At 66.3% G+C, this 18,079-nt stretch carries 18 protein-coding genes, 2 tRNA genes and 1 riboswitch; of the genes, 10 read left to right on the forward strand and 10 right to left on the reverse strand.

Annotated elements, in window-relative coordinates; all coding sequences use genetic code 11:
• Nucleotides 1-12 precede the first annotated feature (12 nt).
• From rapZ to DFR43_RS04465, 3 genes are read right to left on the reverse strand one after another with little or no spacing between them, the layout of a single operon-like run.
• Nucleotides 13-879: an RNase adapter RapZ gene (rapZ, locus tag DFR43_RS04455; RefSeq protein WP_133596162.1), complete on the reverse strand. Its 867-nt coding sequence runs from the start codon at nt 877-879 to the stop codon at nt 13-15.
• Entirely contained in the window at nt 864-2,519 is a 1,656-nt protein-coding gene (gene recN, locus DFR43_RS04460; protein ID WP_133596163.1) for a DNA repair protein RecN, read from the reverse strand. Before recN ends, rapZ begins: the two co-directional genes overlap by 16 nt.
• Nucleotides 2,516-3,439, reverse strand: a complete 924-nt coding sequence (locus DFR43_RS04465; RefSeq protein ID WP_133596164.1) for an NAD kinase — start codon at nt 3,437-3,439, stop codon at nt 2,516-2,518. The genes recN and DFR43_RS04465 overlap by 4 nt, the downstream gene beginning before the upstream one ends.
• 36 nt (nt 3,440-3,475) lie before the next feature.
• On the opposite strand from DFR43_RS04465, the gene hrcA reads away from it, so the two are divergent.
• The 3 genes from hrcA to DFR43_RS04480 all read left to right on the forward strand — a co-directional run bounded on the left by hrcA (nt 3,476) and on the right by DFR43_RS04480 (nt 4,887).
• Complete coding sequence (gene hrcA, locus DFR43_RS04470) at nt 3,476-4,495, forward strand: heat-inducible transcriptional repressor HrcA (RefSeq protein ID WP_133596165.1); 1,020 nt, start codon at nt 3,476-3,478, stop codon at nt 4,493-4,495.
• A gap of 25 nt (nt 4,496-4,520) precedes the next feature.
• A tRNA-Ile gene (locus tag DFR43_RS04475) sits at nt 4,521-4,597 on the forward strand.
• A 213-nt stretch (nt 4,598-4,810) separates the two neighbouring features.
• A tRNA-Arg gene (locus DFR43_RS04480) sits at nt 4,811-4,887 on the forward strand.
• Between the two features lie 119 nt (nt 4,888-5,006).
• On the opposite strand, the gene thiC is transcribed toward DFR43_RS04480, so the two are convergent.
• Complete coding sequence (gene thiC, locus DFR43_RS04485) at nt 5,007-6,935, reverse strand: phosphomethylpyrimidine synthase ThiC (RefSeq protein ID WP_133596166.1); 1,929 nt, start codon at nt 6,933-6,935, stop codon at nt 5,007-5,009.
• Nucleotides 6,936-7,054: 119 nt separating this feature from the next.
• Nucleotides 7,055-7,159: riboswitch (TPP riboswitch) on the reverse strand.
• A gap of 28 nt (nt 7,160-7,187) precedes the next feature.
• Nucleotides 7,188-7,619, reverse strand: coding sequence for a MerR family transcriptional regulator (locus tag DFR43_RS04490; protein ID WP_133596167.1), 432 nt, complete (start codon nt 7,617-7,619; stop codon nt 7,188-7,190).
• Nucleotides 7,620-7,731: 112 nt separating this feature from the next.
• Here DFR43_RS04490 and DFR43_RS04495 point away from each other — a divergent pair, with 112 nt between their 5' ends.
• Entirely contained in the window at nt 7,732-8,793 is a 1,062-nt protein-coding gene (locus DFR43_RS04495; RefSeq protein ID WP_133596327.1) for an aldo/keto reductase, read from the forward strand.
• Between the two features lie 64 nt (nt 8,794-8,857).
• Nucleotides 8,858-9,487 carry a glycerol-3-phosphate 1-O-acyltransferase PlsY gene (plsY, locus tag DFR43_RS04500; protein ID WP_245988829.1) on the forward strand — a complete coding sequence of 210 codons (630 nt, stop codon included), beginning with the start codon at nt 8,858-8,860 and terminating at the stop codon, nt 9,485-9,487.
• A 19-nt stretch (nt 9,488-9,506) separates the two neighbouring features.
• Here plsY and DFR43_RS04505 read toward each other — a convergent pair whose 3' ends face one another.
• Nucleotides 9,507-10,457, reverse strand: coding sequence for an HD-GYP domain-containing protein (locus DFR43_RS04505; protein ID WP_133596168.1), 951 nt, complete (start codon nt 10,455-10,457; stop codon nt 9,507-9,509).
• 21 nt (nt 10,458-10,478) lie between these two features.
• Nucleotides 10,479-10,964: a YajQ family cyclic di-GMP-binding protein gene (locus DFR43_RS04510; RefSeq protein ID WP_133596169.1), complete on the reverse strand. Its 486-nt coding sequence runs from the start codon at nt 10,962-10,964 to the stop codon at nt 10,479-10,481.
• A gap of 42 nt (nt 10,965-11,006) precedes the next feature.
• On the opposite strand from DFR43_RS04510, the gene murB reads away from it, so the two are divergent.
• The gene (gene murB, locus DFR43_RS04515; RefSeq protein ID WP_133596170.1) at nt 11,007-12,059 is read left to right on the forward strand and encodes a UDP-N-acetylmuramate dehydrogenase; all 1,053 of its coding nucleotides are present in this window, start codon (nt 11,007-11,009) and stop codon (nt 12,057-12,059) included.
• A gap of 48 nt (nt 12,060-12,107) precedes the next feature.
• Entirely contained in the window at nt 12,108-13,112 is a 1,005-nt protein-coding gene (locus tag DFR43_RS04520; RefSeq protein ID WP_164499702.1) for an alpha/beta hydrolase, read from the forward strand.
• 71 nt (nt 13,113-13,183) lie between these two features.
• Here DFR43_RS04520 and argG read toward each other — a convergent pair whose 3' ends face one another.
• The 3 genes from argG to DFR43_RS04535 form a co-directional block, all read right to left on the reverse strand.
• Complete coding sequence (argG, locus tag DFR43_RS04525) at nt 13,184-14,515, reverse strand: argininosuccinate synthase (protein WP_133596172.1); 1,332 nt, start codon at nt 14,513-14,515, stop codon at nt 13,184-13,186.
• 16 nt (nt 14,516-14,531) lie between these two features.
• Nucleotides 14,532-14,849, reverse strand: a complete 318-nt coding sequence (gene ppnP / locus DFR43_RS04530) for a pyrimidine/purine nucleoside phosphorylase (RefSeq protein WP_133596173.1) — start codon at nt 14,847-14,849, stop codon at nt 14,532-14,534.
• Between the two features lie 83 nt (nt 14,850-14,932).
• Nucleotides 14,933-15,280, reverse strand: a complete 348-nt coding sequence (locus DFR43_RS04535; protein WP_133596174.1) for an ArsC family reductase — start codon at nt 15,278-15,280, stop codon at nt 14,933-14,935.
• Nucleotides 15,281-15,403: 123 nt separating this feature from the next.
• Here DFR43_RS04535 and folC point away from each other — a divergent pair, with 123 nt between their 5' ends.
• Genes folC through DFR43_RS04550 form a run of 3 tightly spaced genes read left to right on the forward strand, consistent with a single transcriptional unit; the run spans nt 15,404 to nt 18,073 of the window.
• Nucleotides 15,404-16,735, forward strand: coding sequence for a bifunctional tetrahydrofolate synthase/dihydrofolate synthase (gene folC, locus DFR43_RS04540; protein ID WP_133596331.1), 1,332 nt, complete (start codon nt 15,404-15,406; stop codon nt 16,733-16,735).
• A 48-nt stretch (nt 16,736-16,783) separates the two neighbouring features.
• A complete protein-coding gene (locus DFR43_RS04545; RefSeq protein ID WP_133596175.1) occupies nt 16,784-17,584 on the forward strand; it encodes an SPOR domain-containing protein in 801 nt (266 codons plus the stop codon).
• A gap of 3 nt (nt 17,585-17,587) precedes the next feature.
• Nucleotides 17,588-18,073: a CvpA family protein gene (locus tag DFR43_RS04550; protein WP_133596176.1), complete on the forward strand. Its 486-nt coding sequence runs from the start codon at nt 17,588-17,590 to the stop codon at nt 18,071-18,073.
• Nucleotides 18,074-18,079 lie beyond the last annotated feature (6 nt).

Consider the following 18,079-nt stretch of genomic DNA (forward strand, 5'->3'; position numbering starts at 1 on the left):
CAGGTCGGCGGATCAGTCGTGTTTGAGCGCGTCGAGTTCGCGGTGGCGGATTTGCACCGTGCCGTGGCCGGCAAACCGTTGGCCCAGGCGCTCGGTCAGATACACCGAACGGTGCTGGCCACCGGTGCAGCCGATGGCCACGGTGACGTAGCTGCGATGGTTGGCCACCATCCGGGGCAGCCATCTTTCCAGAAAGCCCTGGATGTGCTGCTCCATTTCGGTCACTTCCGGCTCGGCCTGCAGGTACTGGGCCACCGGGGCGTCGCGCCCAGTCAGCGCGCGCAGTTCGGGCTCGTAGTGGGGGTTGGGCAGCATCCGCACATCGAAGACGAAATCGGCGTCCATGGGAATGCCGCGCTTGAAGGCGAACGACTCGAACACCAGCGTCAGCGGGGCGGGGGCGCGGTGCAGCAGAGCCTTGATCTCGCTGCGCAGGTGCGAGGCCTTGAGCTGGCTGGTGTCGAGCACCAGGGCGAGCTCGCGCAGCTCGCTCAACAGCTCGCGCTCCAGCTCGATGGCATCGACCAGGGCGCGGCGGCGGTCTTGGGTGTCTTTGAGGGACAGAGGGTGCATGCGCCGCGTCTCCGAGAAGCGGCGCACCAGGGTGTCGGTGGTGGTGTCGAGGAAGAGCACGGTCAGTGCCTGGCCGCGCGCCCGGATGGCGCGGATGCGCTGCGGCAGCGCAGGCAGTGATTCGGCGCTGCGCACGTCCATGGCCACGGCCACGCGTTCGGCCCGGTGCATCTGTTCCACCTCGATCAGCGATTCCAGCAGCTCCGGCGGGAGGTTGTCCACGCAATAGAAGCCCGCGTCTTCCAGCGCATGCAAGGCCACCGACTTGCCAGAGCCGGACATGCCGGTGATCAGGACGAGCTGCATATGAGCTCCCGGGCATGCGCCAGCGAGGTGTCGGTCAGGCGGTCGCCGCCCAACATGCGGGCCAGCTCCTGGATGCGCGTTTCGCCATCGATGACCGTCACGTCGCTGATGGCCCCCTCGGCCGAGCGCAGCTTTTCCACCCGCAGGTGGTGATGGGCGCAGGCGGCCACTTGGGGCAGATGGGTGACCGCCAGCACCTGCCGGGCCGCGCCCAGCCGGCGCATGAGCTGCCCCACGGTGTGGGCCACTGCGCCGCCAATGCCGCTGTCCACTTCGTCGAAGATGAGGGTGGGAGCTTGCCCGATCTCGCTGGTGGTCACGGCAATGGCCAGCGCGATGCGCGACAGCTCTCCGCCAGAGGCCACCTTGCCGACGGGCCGCGGCGTGCTGCCGGCATGGCCGGCCACGAGGAATTCGACGTTCTCCATCCCGTGGGCTTGAGGCTCGGGCAGTGGTTGAAGCTGCACTTCAAAGCGCCCGCCTTCCATGCCCAACCCCTGCATGGCCTCGGTCACGGCGGCTGACAGGCGCAGCGCCGCCTCCTGCCGCGCGAGGGTGACGGCGCGGGCGCATTCCCGCAGCGCTGCGCGCGCCGATCGTTCGGCATGCTGCAGCCCTTCCAGATCGGCGCTGCGCTCCAATGCGGCCAGGGCCTGCCGGATGTCTTGCCAGCGCTGAGGCAGCGCCTCAGGCGGGCAGCGGTGACGCCGTGCCAGCGATACCCAGGCGCCCAGCCTTTGATCCAGGGCTTCCAGCGCGGCGGGGTCCAGCTCGGTGTGGTGCGCGTGATGCTGCAGATCGTGGCACACGTCCTCGATTTGCGCCAAAGCGGCTTGCAGGGTGTGTGCGAGTTCGGCGTAGCGGGGCTCGATGTGCTGCTGCGCCTCCAACCCCTGCAGTGCCCGGTGGATGCGGGTGGTGGCGCTGTCGTCGTCGTCATCCAGGGCCGCCAGGGCCTGCTGGGCGGCATCGATGAGGCCTTGCGCATGCGCCAGCCGGCCATGCTGAAGGTTGAGCTCCTCCCATTCCCCCGGCTGGGGCGCGAGCTTGTCAAACTCGCCCAACTGCCATTGCAGGCGCTCACGCTCTTCCTGCACAGTGGCTTGGCGCGATTGGGCTGCTTCGAGCGCGCGCTGGGCTTCGCGCCAGGCCGTCCAGCTGTGGCGCAGGGCCTGCGTGTCGAGCCGGGCGTAATCGTCCAGCAACTGGCGCACGGCGTCGGGGCGGGTCAGGCTTTGCCAGGCGTGCTGGCCGTGGATGTCCACCAGTTCATCGGCCAGGGCCTTGAGCTGGCTGGCCGTGGCGGCGCTGCCGTTGATCCAGGCGCGGCTGCGGCCTTGATGGTCCACCTGGCGCTTGAGCTGCAATGGCTCTCCTGCTGGCGCATCAAAGCCATGCTCCTGCAACCATTGGGCCACCGCCGGACGCATGCCGAATTCGGCCACGATTTCGCAGCGCGTTGCCCCTTCGCGCACCACCGAGGCGTCGGCGCGAGCGCCCAGCACCAGTTGCAGGGCATCGATGAGGATGGATTTGCCCGCGCCGGTCTCGCCGGTCAGCACGGTAAACCCAGGGTGCAGATCCAGATCGAGCGACTGCACGATCACGAAGTCGCGCAGCGCCATGCGTTGCCAACTCAATTGACCACTCCTTCGTTCCAATGCAGCTTGCGCCGCAAGGTGTCGAAATAGCTCCAGCCTGCCGGGTGCAGCAGCCGCAGGGTATGGGCCGACCGCCGCACGGTGATGCGGTCGCCATGCAGCAGGCTGGTGAAACTCTGCATGTCGAAGTGCGCGCTCGCCTCCCGGCCGGCCACCACTTCCACCGCGATTTCGCCCGTGGAGGGCAGCACGATGGGCCGGTTGGAGAGGGTGTGCGGGGCGATGGGGGCCATCACCCATCCCCCAATGGCCGGGTGCAGCAGCGGGCCACCTGCAGAAAGCGCATAGGCCGTGGAGCCCGTGGGCGAAGCGATGATGAGGCCGTCGGCCCGCTGATTGGCCACGAAGTGGCCGTCCACCTCCACCCGCAGTTCCACCATGCCGGGCGATCCCCCTCGGTTGACCACCACGTCATTCATGGCGATGGTCTCGAAAATGCAACGCCCATCGCGCCACACACCGGCTGTCATGAGCGAGCGCCGGTCTTCCTCGTAAGCACCGCGCAGGATGGCCGACAGCGGCGCCTCGAAGCCTTTGAAGGGAATGTCGGTGATGAACCCCAGCCGCCCCTGGTTGACGCCCACCAGCGGCACCTCGTAACGGGCCAGTTGCCGTCCGATGCCCAGCATCGTTCCATCGCCCCCGATGACCAGCGCCAAGTCGCAATGCTGGCCAATCGCGGGCACATCCAGCACCGGGTGACCGCCCATCAGCCCGGTGTTCAGCGCGGTTTCACGCTCCAGCGTGACCTCGCAGCCCAGGCCATGCAGAAAATGCACAATCGCCTCGATGGCGTCGCGCGAGCCCGTGGCGTGGTACTTGCCCACCACGGCCACATGGTGAAAACACACCGGGCGCTCAGGCGTGGACGTCGGGGGCTGCGCAGAGGGAAAATCCATGCTCAAATTAGAGCACAAGGTTTTTAAAATGCTCCGATGCTTGACGACCGCTCCAAACTCCTGCTGAAGACGTTGGTCGAACGCTACATCGCCGACGGGCAGCCCGTGGGCTCGCGTACCTTGTCCAAGGCGGCTGGTCTGGAGCTGTCGCCGGCCACCATCCGCAACGTCATGAGCGATCTGGAGGACATGGGACTGGTGGCCAGCCCGCACACCTCCGCCGGGCGGATTCCCACGGCACGGGGCTACCGCCTTTTTGTGGACACCATGCTGACCGTGCGCCGCGACGAACTCCCCGCCGTGGAGAACCTCTCCGGCGCCGCCCTGCAGGCCGAGCAACCCCGCCAAGTGCTCAGCCAGGCCGCGCAGATGCTGTCGAACCTGTCGCAATTCGTGGGCGTGGTGATGGTGCCCAAGCGGCCTACGGTCTTTCGCCACATCGAGTTCCTGAGCCTGTCGGATCGTCGCGTGCTGGTCATCCTCGTCTCGCCCGACGGGGAGGTGCAAAACCGCATCATTCACACCCAGGTCGAATACACGCAAAGCCAGTTGCAGGAAGCCGCCAACTTTCTCAACAACCAGTACGCCGGGCTCACCATCGACCAGGTGCGCGAGCGGCTGCGCACCGAAGTCGAGCGGCTGCGCGGCGAAATCGCCAGCCTCATGGTCAAGGCCGTCGAGGCCAGCTCCGAAGCCATCGAGCAACAGGATGAGGTGGTGGTGGCGGGCGAGCGCAATCTGCTGTCCGTCAGCGAGTTTTCGCGCGACATGGACCACCTGCGCAAGATGTTCGACCTCTTCGAGCAGAAAACCCAGCTCATGCGGCTGCTCGAAGTCTCCAATCAGGCCGAAGGCGTGCGCATCTATATCGGCGGAGAAAGCCAGATCGTGCCCTATGAAGAACTGTCCGTGGTCAGCGCGCCCTACGAGGTGGACGGCCAAGTCGTGGGCACGCTGGGCGTCATCGGGCCACAGCGCATGCCCTATGACCGGATGATCCGCATCGTGGACATCACCTCCAAGCTCGTCAGCAACGCCCTGAGCCACCCTAAATGACGGGGCTACAATCGTCGGTTTGGTCGGGCCGTTAGCTCAGTTGGTCAGAGCAGTCGACTCATAATCGATTGGTCACAGGTTCAAGTCCTGTACGGCCTACCAGTTGCTTGTTGCAGCCTTGTCACGGGGTGGTTGTGGGCAAGTCCTTGGGGCGGGGATGTCATATGTGTATATGGTGCCTCCAACAGGGCACCTTCTGGTCCGACGAATGGCAACATGGCCGCCCTGCACCGCACACCGGGTACAAGACCTCACAAAAAATTTTCTCAGGTTGCGATATCGGCAAAAAGCGCTATATAATTTCAGCTTCAGCAAGCGGCTGTAGCTCAGTTGGATAGAGTACTTGGCTACGAACCAAGGGGTCGTGGGTTCGAATCCTGCCAGCCGCGCCAATCAAGTCAACGGGCCAGTTCGGTATAGAACTGGCCCGTTTCCTTTTTGGGGCCGGGTTCGATCCCGGCCTAGGCTGGGGCCAAGGCCGCTGAAGCCGGCGGCCTTGGCTTGGCGACCATCAGGCGCGCTGGAGGGGGATGTAAATGTCACCCCCGGCGCGGCGGAATGCCTCGGCCTGGGTTTGCAGGCCTTGCTCCAGCGCCTGCGCTTCGCCGATGCCTTGCCGCGCGGCGAAGTCGCGCACGTCCTGCGTGATCTTCATGCTGCAAAAGTGCGGCCCGCACATGGAGCAGAAGTGCGCGACCTTGGCGGAGTCCTTGGGCAGGGTTTCGTCATGGAATTCGCGCGCCTTGTCGGGGTCCAGCCCTAAGTTGAACTGGTCTTCCCAGCGGAACTCGAAGCGCGCCTTGCTCAAAGCGTTGTCGCGGATCTGCGCGCCGGGGTGGCCTTTGGCCAGGTCGGCGGCGTGGGCGGCGAGCTTGTAGGTGATGATGCCTTCCTTGACGTCTTGCTTGTTGGGCAGGCCCAGGTGCTCCTTGGGCGTGACGTAGCACAGCATGGCGGTGCCGTACCAGCCGATGGTGGCGGCGCCAATGCCGCTGGTGATGTGGTCGTAGCCGGGGGCGATGTCGGTGGTCAGCGGGCCCAGGGTGTAGAACGGCGCTTCGTGGCACTGCGCCAGTTGCAGGTCCATGTTTTCTTTGATCAGGTGCAGCGGCACGTGGCCGGGGCCTTCGATCATCACTTGGACGTCGTGCTTCCAGGCGATTTGCGTCAACTCGCCCAGGGTGCGCAGCTCGGCCAGTTGGGCGGCGTCGTTGGCGTCGTAGATGGAGCCGGGGCGCAGGCCGTCGCCCAGGCTGAAGGCCACGTCGTAGGCCTTCATGATCTCGCAGATTTCCTCAAAGTGGGTGTAGAGGAAGTTCTCCTGGTGGTGGGCCAAGCACCATTTGGCCATGATGGAGCCGCCGCGGCTGACGATGCCGGTCATGCGCTCGGCGGTCAGCGGCACGTAGCGCAGCAGCACGCCGGCGTGGATGGTGAAGTAGTCCACGCCCTGCTCGGCCTGCTCGATCAGCGTGTCGCGGAAGATGTCCCACGTCAGTTCCTCGGCCTTGCCGTGGACTTTTTCCAGCGCCTGGTAGATCGGCACGGTGCCAATGGGCACGGGCGAGTTGCGGATGATCCACTCGCGCGTCTCGTGGATGTGCTTGCCGGTGGAGAGGTCCATCACCGTGTCGGCCCCCCAGCGGATGGCCCAGGTGAGCTTGTCCACCTCCTCCTGAATGGAGGAGGTGACGGCGCTGTTGCCGATGTTGGCATTGACCTTGACCAGGAAGTTGCGGCCGATGATCATCGGCTCGCTTTCCGGGTGGTTGATGTTGGCGGGGATGATGGCGCGGCCGCGGGCCACTTCATCGCGCACGAACTCGGGGGTGATTTCGGCGGGAATGCTGGCACCGAAGCTTTGACCGGGGTGCTGGCGCCCGATCATGGCGGCCATCTTGCGCCCCGTGGGGCCGGCGGCCTGCAGCGATTCGAGGTACTCGCGCCGACGCAGGTTTTCGCGGATGGCGATGAACTCCATCTCCGGCGTGATGAGGCCGCGTCGCGCGTAGTGCATCTGGGTGACGTTGGCGCCTGCCTTGGCACGGCGCGGCTGGCGCTGCAGCCCGGGAAAGCGCAGTTCGTCGAGCCGGGGGTCGGCGGCACGGGCGCGTCCGTAGGCGCTGCTCAGGTCCGGCAGTACCTCGGTGTCCTGGCGCGCCTCGATCCAGCGCTGGCGCAACGCCGGCAGCCCATGGCGAATGTCGATGCGGGCGGCCGGGTCGGTGTACGGCCCCGAGGTGTCGTACACGAAGACGGGGGGATTGGGCTCGGCGCCAAACGCGGCGGGCGTGTCGCTTTGCTGGATTTCGCGCATGGGCACGCGGATGTCCGGGCGCGAGCCCTCGACATAGATCTTGCGCGATCGGGGCAGCGGCTGGATGGCGGCTTGGTCCACTTGGGCCTGGTTGGCCAGGAAGCGGTCGGCAGGGGCGTTCACGGGGTGGTCTCCTTCGGAGGGTGGATGAACATGCTCCGAAGGGCGCCCGCCTGGGCGGCAGACCGGGCCCGAGGAATGAGGCGACCAGGGTGTTCAATCCCACCGCCTATCTACCGCCTATCGGGCGCAGCAGCTCTTCTTTCGCCGGTATGAACCGGATCAAGTTCGCGGGTTTGGCTTACGCCATCTCAGCCCACACCTTGTGGACACCCCGGAGCATTTCCCATTGTAGGACACGATGGGGTGCGTGGCTCAGGCCGCGTCGTCGAGCAGGCGGCGAATCGCCAGCAATTCCTGGCGCACCGCGGCCCAGGTCAACGGTGTGCCTCCAGGCCCGTGAGGGGCGCTGCTCGTTTCGAGATCGGCCGATGTGTCGTGACTGGCGTGGGTGCCATTGAGGCTGGCGCGGCGTTGCTCCCGCTCCTGCTGGGCCAGCTCTTGCAGCCGGTTGCGCGCACCCTGGATGGTGAAGCCCTGTTCGTACAGCAGTTCCCGGATACGCCGGATCATCAGCACTTCATGGTGCTGGTAGTAGCGGCGGTTGCCGCGCCGCTTCATCGGGCGCAGCTGCGTGAACTCTTGCTCCCAATACCGCAACACGTGCGGCTTGACCCCGCACAGCTCTCCCACCTCACCGATGGTGAAGTAGCGCTTGGCAGGGATGGGCGGAAGTGTGTGGTCCATGAAATCAAGGCACTGCAAGAGAAACCTTGGAATCTACTCCAAGTTGCGTGCCAATGCAAAGCCGATACACTAGCCGAATCGATCGTTGTTCTTCATCATCATCACCAGCGCCATGCAAACCGTCTCACTGGGCCAAAGCGGCCTTCAGGTCACGCCGATCTGTCTGGGTACCATGACTTTTGGCGAGCAAGTCTCCATGGCCGACGCCCATGTCATCTTGGACCGGGCGTTGGAGCGAGGCGTGACCTTCCTGGATACGGCCGAGATGTATGCCGTACCGGCCCGGGCCGAGACGTGCGGCGCCACCGAGCGCATCATCGGGGAGTGGCTGGCCAGCCGCCCTGGCGTGCGGCAGCGGGTGGTGGTTGCCACCAAAGTCGCCGGCCCGTCGCGGGGCATGCCCTGGATACGCGGGGAGCAGGCCGGGCTGACGAAACGCGAAATCATCGAAGCCTGCGAAGGCAGCCTGCGGCGTTTGCGCACAGACGTCATCGACCTCTACCAGATCCACTGGCCGGCGCGCAATGTGCCCGTCTTTGGGGCGATGTATTTCGATCCGGCCAAGGACAAGCCCTGCGCCACGATCCTGGAGCAACTGGAGGCCATGGATGCGCTGGTGCGCTCGGGCAAGGTGCGGGCCATCGGCCTGTCCAACGAATCGCCGTATGGGGTGCATGAGTTTGTGCGTCTGGCCGAACAGCACGGGCTGCCGCGCGTAGCCACGGTGCAGAACCCGTATTGCCTGGTCAACCGCTCGCTGGAAAACGGGCTCGATGAGACGATGTACCGGTTGGGGGTTTCGTTGTTGGCGTACTCGCCGCTGGGCTTCGGGCTGCTGACGGGCAAATACGACGACAGCGGCCTCGATGGCCCCGGCGCACCGGCCGGGCGCCTGGCCCTGTTCGAGTCGATGAGAAAGCAGCGCTGGGGGCGCCCGCAAGCGCTGGCCGCCGCCCGGCGCTACAACGCGCTGGCGCGCGCGCATGGCCTCACGCCCACGCGCATGGCGTTGGCATTCTGTTACACCAAGTGGCAAGTGGCCAGCACCATCATCGGCGTCACTTCGCTGGCCCAGCTCGATGAATGCCTCGATGCCTGGGGGACACGGCTCTCGGAAGAACTGCTGCAGGCGATCGACGCCATTCGCCTGGAGATGCGCGATCCGGCCGTCTGACAAAGACGCCTACGGCGCCCGGCCGGTCGGTTAAGCTTGCGGCCGTATTCCGAACGAGGTGGACATGAACGAATGGATGTGGCTGCCGGCCGCGGTGCTGGCTTATTTAATCGGGTCGCTTTCCTTTGCGGTGGTGGTCAGCCGCGCGATGGGGCTCAGCGATCCGCGCACCTACGGCAGCAAAAACCCCGGCGCGACGAACGTGCTGCGCTCGGGCAACAAAAAGGCGGCGGCCCTGACTTTGCTCCTGGATGCATTCAAAGGCTGGTTGCCTGTCTGGTGGGTGCTGCACTGGGGGGGGCACTGGGGGATGGACGAGGGGACGGTAGCGCTGGTTGGGCTGGCCGCGTTCCTGGGGCATCTGTTTCCGGTGTTTTTCCGGTTCAAGGGCGGCAAGGGCGTGGCCACGGCGGCGGGCGTCCTGCTGGCATATCAGCCCTGGCTGGGCTTGGCGGTGCTGGCCAGTTGGGTGATCATCGCGGTGTTTTTCCGGTATTCCTCGCTGGCGGCGATCGTGGCGGCCATTTTCGCGCCGTTCTTCTACCTGTTTGGCGACGGGGTGGCCTGGGACGTGGCCGCGCCCATCGCTGTGTCGATGTCGGTGATGAGCATCTTGCTGCTGTGGCGCCATGCCGACAACATCCAGCGCCTGCTCAGTGGCCAGGAAAGCCGCATCGGAGGCGGGCGCCGCTGACCAGGGCCCTCTTGAGGCTTCAGCGCGGTTGCGCCAGCGCCATGCGCGAGAGTTGCAGCAGCCGCGGGTGATTCAGGCGCACGCGCACCGTCTGGGTGACCAGCGCGGCAGCGATGCCATCGCCATCCCGGCCGGTGTCCACGAGGGTGGGCTCGGCCACCGGGATGCCACGGGCATCGAGCACCGTGGCCACCCAGGGCTCGGCAGGGCGGCCAGACCGGCGCAGCACCACGGCGATGCGGTCGTCTTGTAGCCGCACGAAGCTGCCCGGCGGGCAAATGCCAACCGTGCGCACCAGCGCATGGCCCACGTCATCGACCCCGTGGCCCTGGTGAATGAGCGCGTGGCGGCTGGAGTCGGTCACGCAGCGCCCGGGCCGGGTTTCCCTCGGGCTGATCATGGCGGCGTAGCGGTCTGCGGCTTGCAGCAGCCGCACGGGGGCCGGCAGCTCGGCTTCAGTCAGGTGATGCTGCTCGACGATTTGCAGCCAAGCGGCGTCGCGCACGCCCAACTCACGCAGCCATTGCGCCCCCCGGGCCGCGTGGGTGTCGATGGCGGCGCGTTGCTCCGCGGTGGGCGGGGCGGTTTGGTTGGCCAGTTCGTCCTGCAGGCGCGTCATGGCGATGTTCATCGTCAGCGCGGCGCAGGCCAAGCTGGTCTGTTCCTGCTCGGTGTGGCCCAGGGTCTGGCCCACGAGCCGGCACAGCGCCCAGCACACCATGGCGTGCGAGGCGCTATACCCCACGGGTGAGCTGGCGGCCAGCTGGAACAGCCAATACAGGGTGGCGTCGGCATCCAGCGCCAGCAAGGTGTCTGCCTGGTGATGGATGTCCTGAAGCCGGGCGGGAAAGTGGCCGGCCTCTTGGGGCGCCAGCAGCAGCGCCGCGAGCCGGGCTTCCAGGTCCGACCAGCGCTCCATCCAGTCGCGCATGGCGGCGTAGGCGGGGTCGGGTTGCGCGGCAAATGACATCTGGGGCAGGGCGCGGCGGCGTCAGTCGCGGAAGTTGTTGAACGACAGGGGCAACTCCGGCAGCTCTTTGCGGATGAGCGCGATCGCGGCCTGCAGATCGTCGCGTTTGGCGCCACTGATGCGCACGGCATCGCCCTGGATGGCGGCTTGCAGCTTCATTTTGCTGTTCTTGATGAGCTGTTGGATTTTCTTGCCGTCCTCGGTGGCGATGCCGCTGCGCACCTTGAGCACCTGCTTGACCTTGTCGCCGCTGATCTTTTCGATCTTGCCCGGATCCAGAAAGCGGACGTCCACGTTGCGCTTGGTCAGCTTGTTGCGCAGGATGTCTTCCACCTGGCCGAGCTGAAAATCGCTGTCGGCCAACAGGGTGATGTCTTTGTCCTTGAGCTCGACAGCGGCAGCGCTGCCTTTGAAGTCGAATCGGGTGCCGATTTCTTTGGAGGTCTGGTCCACCGCGTTGCGGATTTCGACCAGATTGGGCTCGACGACGGTATCGAAAGAGGGCATGGCGAGAGAAACGCGCACTCAGGCGAATGAGAAAATGCCGACATGTTAGTCGAGAAAAACGTGGCGCTCCAGCGCTACAACACCTTTGGCATCGCCGCGCGCGCCCAGCGGCTGGCGCGCGTGCGTTCGGTGGACGATCTGCAGGCCCTCATCCGCCATCCGGACTGGGCCGCGGAAGAAGCGTTCGTGCTTGGCGGGGGCAGCAACATCGTGCTGACGGGCGATGTGCGCAAGCTCGTGCTCAAGGTCGAAATTCCGGGCCGGCGGCTGCTGGAGGCCACCGATCGGGGCTGGCTGGTGGAGGCCGGCGCAGGGGAAAACTGGCATGACTTCGTCACCTGGACGCTCGATCAGGGCTGGCCGGGGCTGGAGAACCTGGCGCTCATTCCGGGCACCGTGGGCGCAGCGCCGGTGCAGAACATCGGCGCTTATGGCGTGGAATTGCAGGACCGTTTCGACTCGCTGGATGCCGTCGATCTCGAAACCGGGCGCCTGTTCAGCCTCAACGCCGCGCAGTGCGGTTTTGGCTACCGCGATTCGGTCTTCAAGCACGCACGCGCCGGAGACCGCGGCTTGGGGCTGGCGGGGCGGGCCCTCATCGTGCGCGTCCGGTTTTGGCTGCCCAGGCCTTGGCGGCCAGTGCTCGGCTATCTGGACCTGGAGCGCAAGATGGCCGAAACCGGCATCACCCAGCCCGATGCGCGGCAGATCTACGACTGGGTCTGCGACATCCGCCGCGCCAAGCTCCCCGACCCGGCCGTCATCGGCAATGCCGGCAGCTTTTTCAAAAACCCCACCGTGACTCCCGAGCAATGCGCGGATATCATCGGCCGCGATCCCCGGGTGGTGCACTATCCCATGCCCGACGGCTCGGTGAAGCTGGCCGCGGGCTGGCTCATCGACGCGTGTGGCTGGAAGGGCAAGACCGTGGGGCACGCCGGCGTGTACGAGAAGCAGGCCCTGGTGCTCGTCAACCGGGGCGATGCCGAGCACCCCTGCACCGGGGGGGAGGTGATGACGCTGGCTCGGGCCATACAGACCAGCGTGTATGAGCGGTTTGGCATCCGCCTGGAGCCGGAGCCGGTGGTGGTTTGACCAGACGCAGGAGGCAGCACCATGACAGCCTGGAGGAGGGCGCAGCGCATGAGCAAACAGTACGAGTACGGCCAGGCCCGCTCACCCGTGGTTCGGGCCATGTTCTTCGGCCTGGTGCTGGCCCTGGCGGTGTTTTTCCTTGGGCCGGCCAATCAGTTCGGCCCCGATCAGCCGGCCCCCCGCGAGGCGCCCCCGGCGGCGGCGGCCGAGCTCGATGCCTGGCTGGCGCGGCAGGAGGCCGCGGTGCCCGACATCCGCGAGGGCCTGCACAAGCAGGTGACTTGGCACGGGCCGCCGGGCGAGCGCACCGAGTGGGCCGTGGTGTATGTGCACGGCTTTACCGCCTCCCGCCTGGAGACGGCGCCTTTGGCATTGCGGGTGGCCCAAGGTCTGGGCGCCAATCTGTTCGAGACCCGCCTGACCGGGCACGGGCGCAGCGATCCGCAGGCCATGGGCGAAGCGTCCGTGCAAGACTGGCTGGCCGACACGGTGGAGGCCGTGCGCATCGGCCAGATGCTGGGCGAGCGCGTGCTGCTCATTGGCGTCTCCACCGGCGCCACCCTGGGCACCTGGGTGGCTGCCCGCGAGGAGGGGCAAGGCGTGGCGGGCTATGTGTTCATTTCGCCCAACTATGGCCCGAAAGACAAAAAATCCGAACTCATCAACCAGCCTTGGGGAATGAAGCTGGCGCTGTATCTGGAAGGGGAGATGCGCGGCGAGCCGGCCGAGCGGGAGGCCGAGAACCACGCCTGGACCCAGATCTACCCCACCCGGGCGCTGTTTCCCATGATGGCGCTGGTCAAGCGGGTGCGGGAAAGCGACCTGGCCACCTTCACCGCGCCGGTCCTGATGCTCTATGCCGAGGCCGATCAGACCGTGGACCCGCAGGAAATCCGGGCCCTGTTCCCGCGCATCGGGTCCGCGAACAAGACGCTGGAAGTGGTGGACTACAGCGAAGCCCCCGGCCAGCACGTGCTGGCGGGCGATTTGCGGGCCCCGAAGGCCACCGAGCGCATGGCCAGACGCCTCATCGACTGGGCCCAAGGGCTCTGAATGCCCTGCTGAATGCCCAGGCATGGCGATGCCGGCGGCAAGCACCGTAGGCATCGCCGGTCGTCGTCAGGTCATTGGCCGAGCTTGAGGAAGTCGTCGTTGCCCTTGCCCAGCGACAGCAGGCCGCTTTGGGCATAGATCCCCAGCTTGGCGCGTGTGTCGGAGATGTCTAGGTTGCGCATCGTCAGCTGGCCGATGCGGTCCATCGGGGTGAACGGCGCGTCTTCCACCTTCTCCATGCTCAGGCGCTCGGGCGCGTAGGTCAGGTTGGGGCTTTCGGTGTTGAGGATGGAGTAGTCGTTGCCGCGGCGCAGTTCCAGCGTCACTTCGCCGGTGATGGCGCGGGCCACCCAGCGCTGGGCGGTTTCGCGCAGCATGATGGCCTGCGGGTCGAACCAGCGGCCCTGGTAGAGCAGCCGCCCGAGCTTCAAGCCATTGATGCGGTACTGCTCGATGGTGTCCTCGTTGTGGATGCCGGTGACCAGGCGCTCATAGACGATGTGCAGCAGCGCCATGCCCGGGGCTTCGTAGATGCCGCGGCTCTTGGCCTCGATGATGCGGTTTTCGATCTGGTCGCTCATGCCCAGGCCGTGGCGGCCGCCGATCTCATTGGCCTTGAGGAACAGGTCCACCGGCGATGCAAACGTCTGGCCATTGATGGCCACCGGCCGGCCTTCCTCGAAGCGCACCGTCACTTCCTCCGGCTTGACCTCGACTTCAGGCTTCCAGAACGCCACGCCCATGATGGGGTTGACGATGCGGATGCTGGCATCGAGGTGCTCCAGGTCCTTGGCCTCGTGGGTGGCGCCGAGCATGTTGCTGTCGGTGCTGTAGGCCTTCTCGACGCTCATTTTGTAGTCGAAGCCGTTGGCGATGAGGAATTCGCTCATCTCCTTGCGGCCGCCCAACTCGTCGATGAAGGTCTGGTCCAGCCAGGGCTTGTAGATTTTCAGGCTCGGGTTGGTCAGCAGGCCGTAGCGGTAGAAGCGCTCGATGTCGTTGCCCTTGAAGGTGGAGCCATCGCCCCAGATGTGGACGTCGTCTTCCTTCATGGCGGCCACCAGCATGGTGCCCGTCACGGCGCGGCCCAGCGGGGTGGTGTTGAAATAGGTGATGCCGCCGGTGCTGATGTGGAACGCACCGCTCTGAATGGCGGCGATGCCTTCGTGTGCCAGCTGCAGGCGGCAGTCCACCAGGCGGGCTTTCTCGGCGCCGTAGGCCATGGCCTTGCGCGGGATGGCGTCGTAATCGTCCTCGTCGGGCTGGCCCAGGTTGGCGGTGTAGGCATAGGGCAGGGCGCCTTTTTGCTTCATCCACAGCAGGGCTGCAGAGGTGTCCAGACCGCCCGAGAAAGCGATACCGACTTTTTGCCCTTTGGGCAGGTGTTGCAGGATGGTGGCCATGGGCGAGCTCCGTGGGTCAGCCGTAGTGGCAGATGTAGTGAAAGGTGTCTTGGACGCGGATGTCGAAGCTGGAATGCGCGGGCACCTTGAAGGCATCTCCAGGCCCGACGCGGATCCATGCATCGCTGCCGGCGAGCCTGTATTCGCAGCCGCCAGCCACGCATTCCATGATTTCGGGGGCTTGGGTGCCAAAGGTGAGTTCGCTGGCCAGCACCACGCCGACCGATTTGCGCGAGCCGTCGGCACAGGTCAGGCTGTGGCTGATGCATTTGCCGTCGAAATACACGTTGGCCTGGGTCTGGACGGACACGCCGTCGATCTGTGTGGTGCTCATGGGGGCAATGACATGCGAGGAAAAGAAAACGCCGCCCGGCGCTCGGGCGACGCGGCCGCTGGATTTTAGAGGACGCCTGGGCCTCAGGGCCTGGCATCCCATTCTTCGGGGGCGAAGCCGACGGTGATGTCGCCATTACTCCACTCCACCACCGGGCGTTTGATGACGCTGGCGTGCTGCACCATGAGCGCGTGGGCGCTGGCCGCGTCCGTCAGGCTGGCTTGCAGCGCTGGGTCGAGCCGACGCCAGGTCGTGCCTTTGCGGTTGACGAGCTTTTCCCAGCCGACCTGCGCGATCCAGTGGGCCAGCCGGCTTTCGGGCACGCCCTCTTTCTTGAAGTCGTGGAACACATAGTCGTGCCCGCGCTGCGCCATCCAGGCGCGGGCTTTTTTGACCGTTTCGCAGTTGGGGATGCCATAGACCTTGATCATGCGGTCATTATCCTGCACGACGCGGTGCCGCGGACGGGGCTGCGACAATACGCGGCGTGGGGCCTGCCACCTTGGCAGCGGTGGGCCCGAAACCTGGAGGGGCGCCCCGTGGCGCCGATGCGCATGCAAGATTTCCCCCATACGCTGTCAGACTGGCTGGCCCACTGTGAGCGGCTGCATCCCCAAACGATCGAGATGGGATTGGATCGGGTTGAGGCGGTGCGCCGCCGCATGGAAGGCGGCCGGGGGCTGACCTGGCCGTGCCCGGTCATCATCGTGGGGGGCACCAACGGCAAGGGCTCGACCTGCGCCATGCTGGAGGCCATCTATCGGCAGGCGGGCTACCGCACCGGGGTGTACACCTCGCCGCATTTGGTGCGCTTCGAGGAGCGCTGCCGCTGGCTCGGCGCGCCCGTGGACGAGGCCGCGCTCTTGCCCGCTTTCGAGGCCGTGGAGCAGGCCCGACGAGGCGGCCCAGGCGAGTCGCCGGTGGTATTGACCTATTTCGAGTTCACCACGCTGGCCATCGCCTCGGCGCTGGCGCGCCTGAAGCCGGATGTGGTCATCCTCGAAGTGGGGCTGGGCGGGCGGCTGGACGCGGTCAATGTGTTCGATGCCGATTGCGCCGTCATCACCAGCATCGATCTGGATCACATGGAATACCTGGGGCCGGATCGCGAGTCGATCGGCTACGAGAAGGCGGGGATCATGCGCACCGGCCGCCCTGTGGTGGTCAGCGACCCGCAGCCGCCGCAGAGCGTGCTCGACCGCGCGCTGGAGGTGGGCGCTGACCTGTGGCGGCTGGGCAAGGATTTTCACTTTGCCGGCGACAAGCAGCAATGGAACTGGAGTGGCCGCAGTCGGCGCTACAGCGGCTTGGCCTATCCGGCCTTGCGCGGGGCCAATCAACTGCTCAATGCCGCCGGGGTGCTGGCGGCGCTGGAGGCCCTGCATCCGCGCCTGCCCGTGACGGCGCAGGCGGTGCGCAATGGTTTGGCGCTGGTCGAGTTGCCCGGGCGCTTTCAAATCGTGCCCGGTCAGCCCACCTTGGTGCTGGACGTGGCGCACAACCCCCATTCGGTGGCGGCGCTGGCCGAAAACCTCGATGCCATGGGCTTCTATCCCACCACCCACGCGGTTTTCGGCGCCATGGCCGACAAAGATCTGCGCCCGATGCTCGCCCGCATCGACCCGCTCATCGACCGCTGGTATTTCACCGATCTGCCCACGCCGCGTGCCGCCTCGGCCCAAGCCTTGACCGAACGTTGGCGCGAGGTGACGCGCCGCAGCGACGCCGCCGTCTCCTGCCATGCCGACCCCCAGGCCGCGCTGCAGGCGGCCACCGCCGCCGCCGACCCGGCTGATAGAATCGTGGTCTTCGGTTCATTCTTCACCGTGGGCGGTGTCCTGCAGCAGGGCGTGCCGCGCTTGGCAGCCAAGCATCTGCCGGCGTGAGGCGGCTTGGGGCGGCATTGCGTGGCGGGTCCTTGGCATCACTGGCGAATGTTCAAACTGCGTTCTGGCGGCCAGGGCGGCTCAGGCCCGGTCCAGACTCCTTCCATCGAAACCATCCGGCGGCAGGCCCGGCAACGCCTGATCGGCGCCAGTATTCTGGTGCTCATGGGCATCATCGGGCTGCCCTGGCTGTTTGATACCCAGCCGCGCCCGGTGCCGGTGGACATTGCGATCGACATTCCGGCGAAGGACCAGGCGCCCCCGCTGGCTGCGGCCCCTGCTTCGCCGCGCCCGTCGGACGTGGCGGTGGTGGAGGAGCGTGAGGAGGTGTTGCCGCCTCGCGCCGCTTCATCGCCTCCACCCCCGCCGGAGCCGGCCTCTCCGCCCGCAGCGGCGCCTGCGGCTCCTGCCGCCGCCCCTGTGGCCCCGCCGGCCCAGTCCGCCAGCACGACCGTGGCATCCGCTTCCAAGGTGCCCGTGGCCCCGCCGCCTCCGGCTGCGCCACCCGCCCCCGCCGCGCCGGCGCGCGTGGCCGCTGCGCCAGTGCCCGCCACCCCCGCCCCAGCGCCGGAGGCCGCTCGGGCACAGGCCCTGCTCGAAGGGCGCACGCCCCCGCCTTCGGTGCGCGTGGTGGTGCAGGTGGGCGCGTTTGCGGAGCAGGCCCGCGCGCAGGAAGTGCGCAACCGCCTGGAGCGTGCCGGTCTGAAAACCTACACCCAGGTCGCACAGACGACCGAGGGGCCGCGCATTCGCGTCCGGCTCGGGCCCTTCGATTCCCGCACCGAGGCCGAACAGGCCGCGGAAAAGGTCCGGCAATTGGGCTTGCCGGCATCCATCCTGACACTGTGAGCCATGTCGGCCGTCGATATCCTGCTCCTGCTGGTGTTGCTGGTGTCTCTGGTGCTGGGCATCTGGCGGGGGCTGGTGTTCGAGGTCTTGTCGGTGGCGGGATGGGTGGCGGCTTTTTTCGTGGCCCAGTGGTACGCCGACGACATGGCCGCCTATCTCCCCTTGGGCGACACGGCGGAGCCATTGCGCTATGCGGCCGGATTTGCCGTGGTGTTCGTGGCGGTGGCGTTTGCCAGCGCGCTGATCGCGTGGCTGGTGAAGAAGGGCATCGAAAAAGTCGGCCTGCGTCCGGTCGATCGCACCTTGGGCGGCGCGTTTGGCCTGCTGCGTGGCGCCGTCATCCTGCTGGCGCTGGCGCTGGTCGTCAACATGACGCCCATGAAGGACGAGGAAGCCTGGCTCCGCTCGGCAGGTGCCGGCTGGCTCAACGGAGGGCTGCACAGCCTCAAGGGGATGATGCCTGACAGCATCGCCCAGTACTTTCCTTGATTTTTC

Source organism: Tepidicella xavieri (assembly GCF_004363315.1).
Taxonomy (GTDB): domain Bacteria; phylum Pseudomonadota; class Gammaproteobacteria; order Burkholderiales; family Burkholderiaceae_C; genus Tepidicella; species Tepidicella xavieri.

Coding starts and splice junctions, on each gene's coding strand:
- rapZ (WP_133596162.1), bottom strand. CDS start 879: ATGCAGCTCGTCCTGATCACCGGCATGTCCGGCTCTGGCAAGTCGGTG.
- DFR43_RS04465 (WP_133596164.1), bottom strand. CDS start 3,439: ATGGATTTTCCCTCTGCGCAGCCCCCGACGTCCACGCCTGAGCGCCCG.
- hrcA (WP_133596165.1), top strand. CDS start 3,476: ATGCTTGACGACCGCTCCAAACTCCTGCTGAAGACGTTGGTCGAACGC.
- DFR43_RS04490 (WP_133596167.1), bottom strand. CDS start 7,619: ATGGACCACACACTTCCGCCCATCCCTGCCAAGCGCTACTTCACCATC.
- DFR43_RS04495 (WP_133596327.1), top strand. CDS start 7,732: ATGCAAACCGTCTCACTGGGCCAAAGCGGCCTTCAGGTCACGCCGATC.
- plsY (WP_245988829.1), top strand. CDS start 8,858: ATGAACGAATGGATGTGGCTGCCGGCCGCGGTGCTGGCTTATTTAATC.
- DFR43_RS04505 (WP_133596168.1), bottom strand. CDS start 10,457: ATGTCATTTGCCGCGCAACCCGACCCCGCCTACGCCGCCATGCGCGAC.
- DFR43_RS04510 (WP_133596169.1), bottom strand. CDS start 10,964: ATGCCCTCTTTCGATACCGTCGTCGAGCCCAATCTGGTCGAAATCCGC.
- murB (WP_133596170.1), top strand. CDS start 11,007: ATGTTAGTCGAGAAAAACGTGGCGCTCCAGCGCTACAACACCTTTGGC.
- DFR43_RS04520 (WP_164499702.1), top strand. CDS start 12,108: ATGAGCAAACAGTACGAGTACGGCCAGGCCCGCTCACCCGTGGTTCGG.
- argG (WP_133596172.1), bottom strand. CDS start 14,515: ATGGCCACCATCCTGCAACACCTGCCCAAAGGGCAAAAAGTCGGTATC.
- ppnP (WP_133596173.1), bottom strand. CDS start 14,849: ATGAGCACCACACAGATCGACGGCGTGTCCGTCCAGACCCAGGCCAAC.
- DFR43_RS04535 (WP_133596174.1), bottom strand. CDS start 15,280: ATGATCAAGGTCTATGGCATCCCCAACTGCGAAACGGTCAAAAAAGCC.
- folC (WP_133596331.1), top strand. CDS start 15,404: ATGCAAGATTTCCCCCATACGCTGTCAGACTGGCTGGCCCACTGTGAG.
- DFR43_RS04545 (WP_133596175.1), top strand. CDS start 16,784: ATGTTCAAACTGCGTTCTGGCGGCCAGGGCGGCTCAGGCCCGGTCCAG.
- DFR43_RS04550 (WP_133596176.1), top strand. CDS start 17,588: ATGTCGGCCGTCGATATCCTGCTCCTGCTGGTGTTGCTGGTGTCTCTG.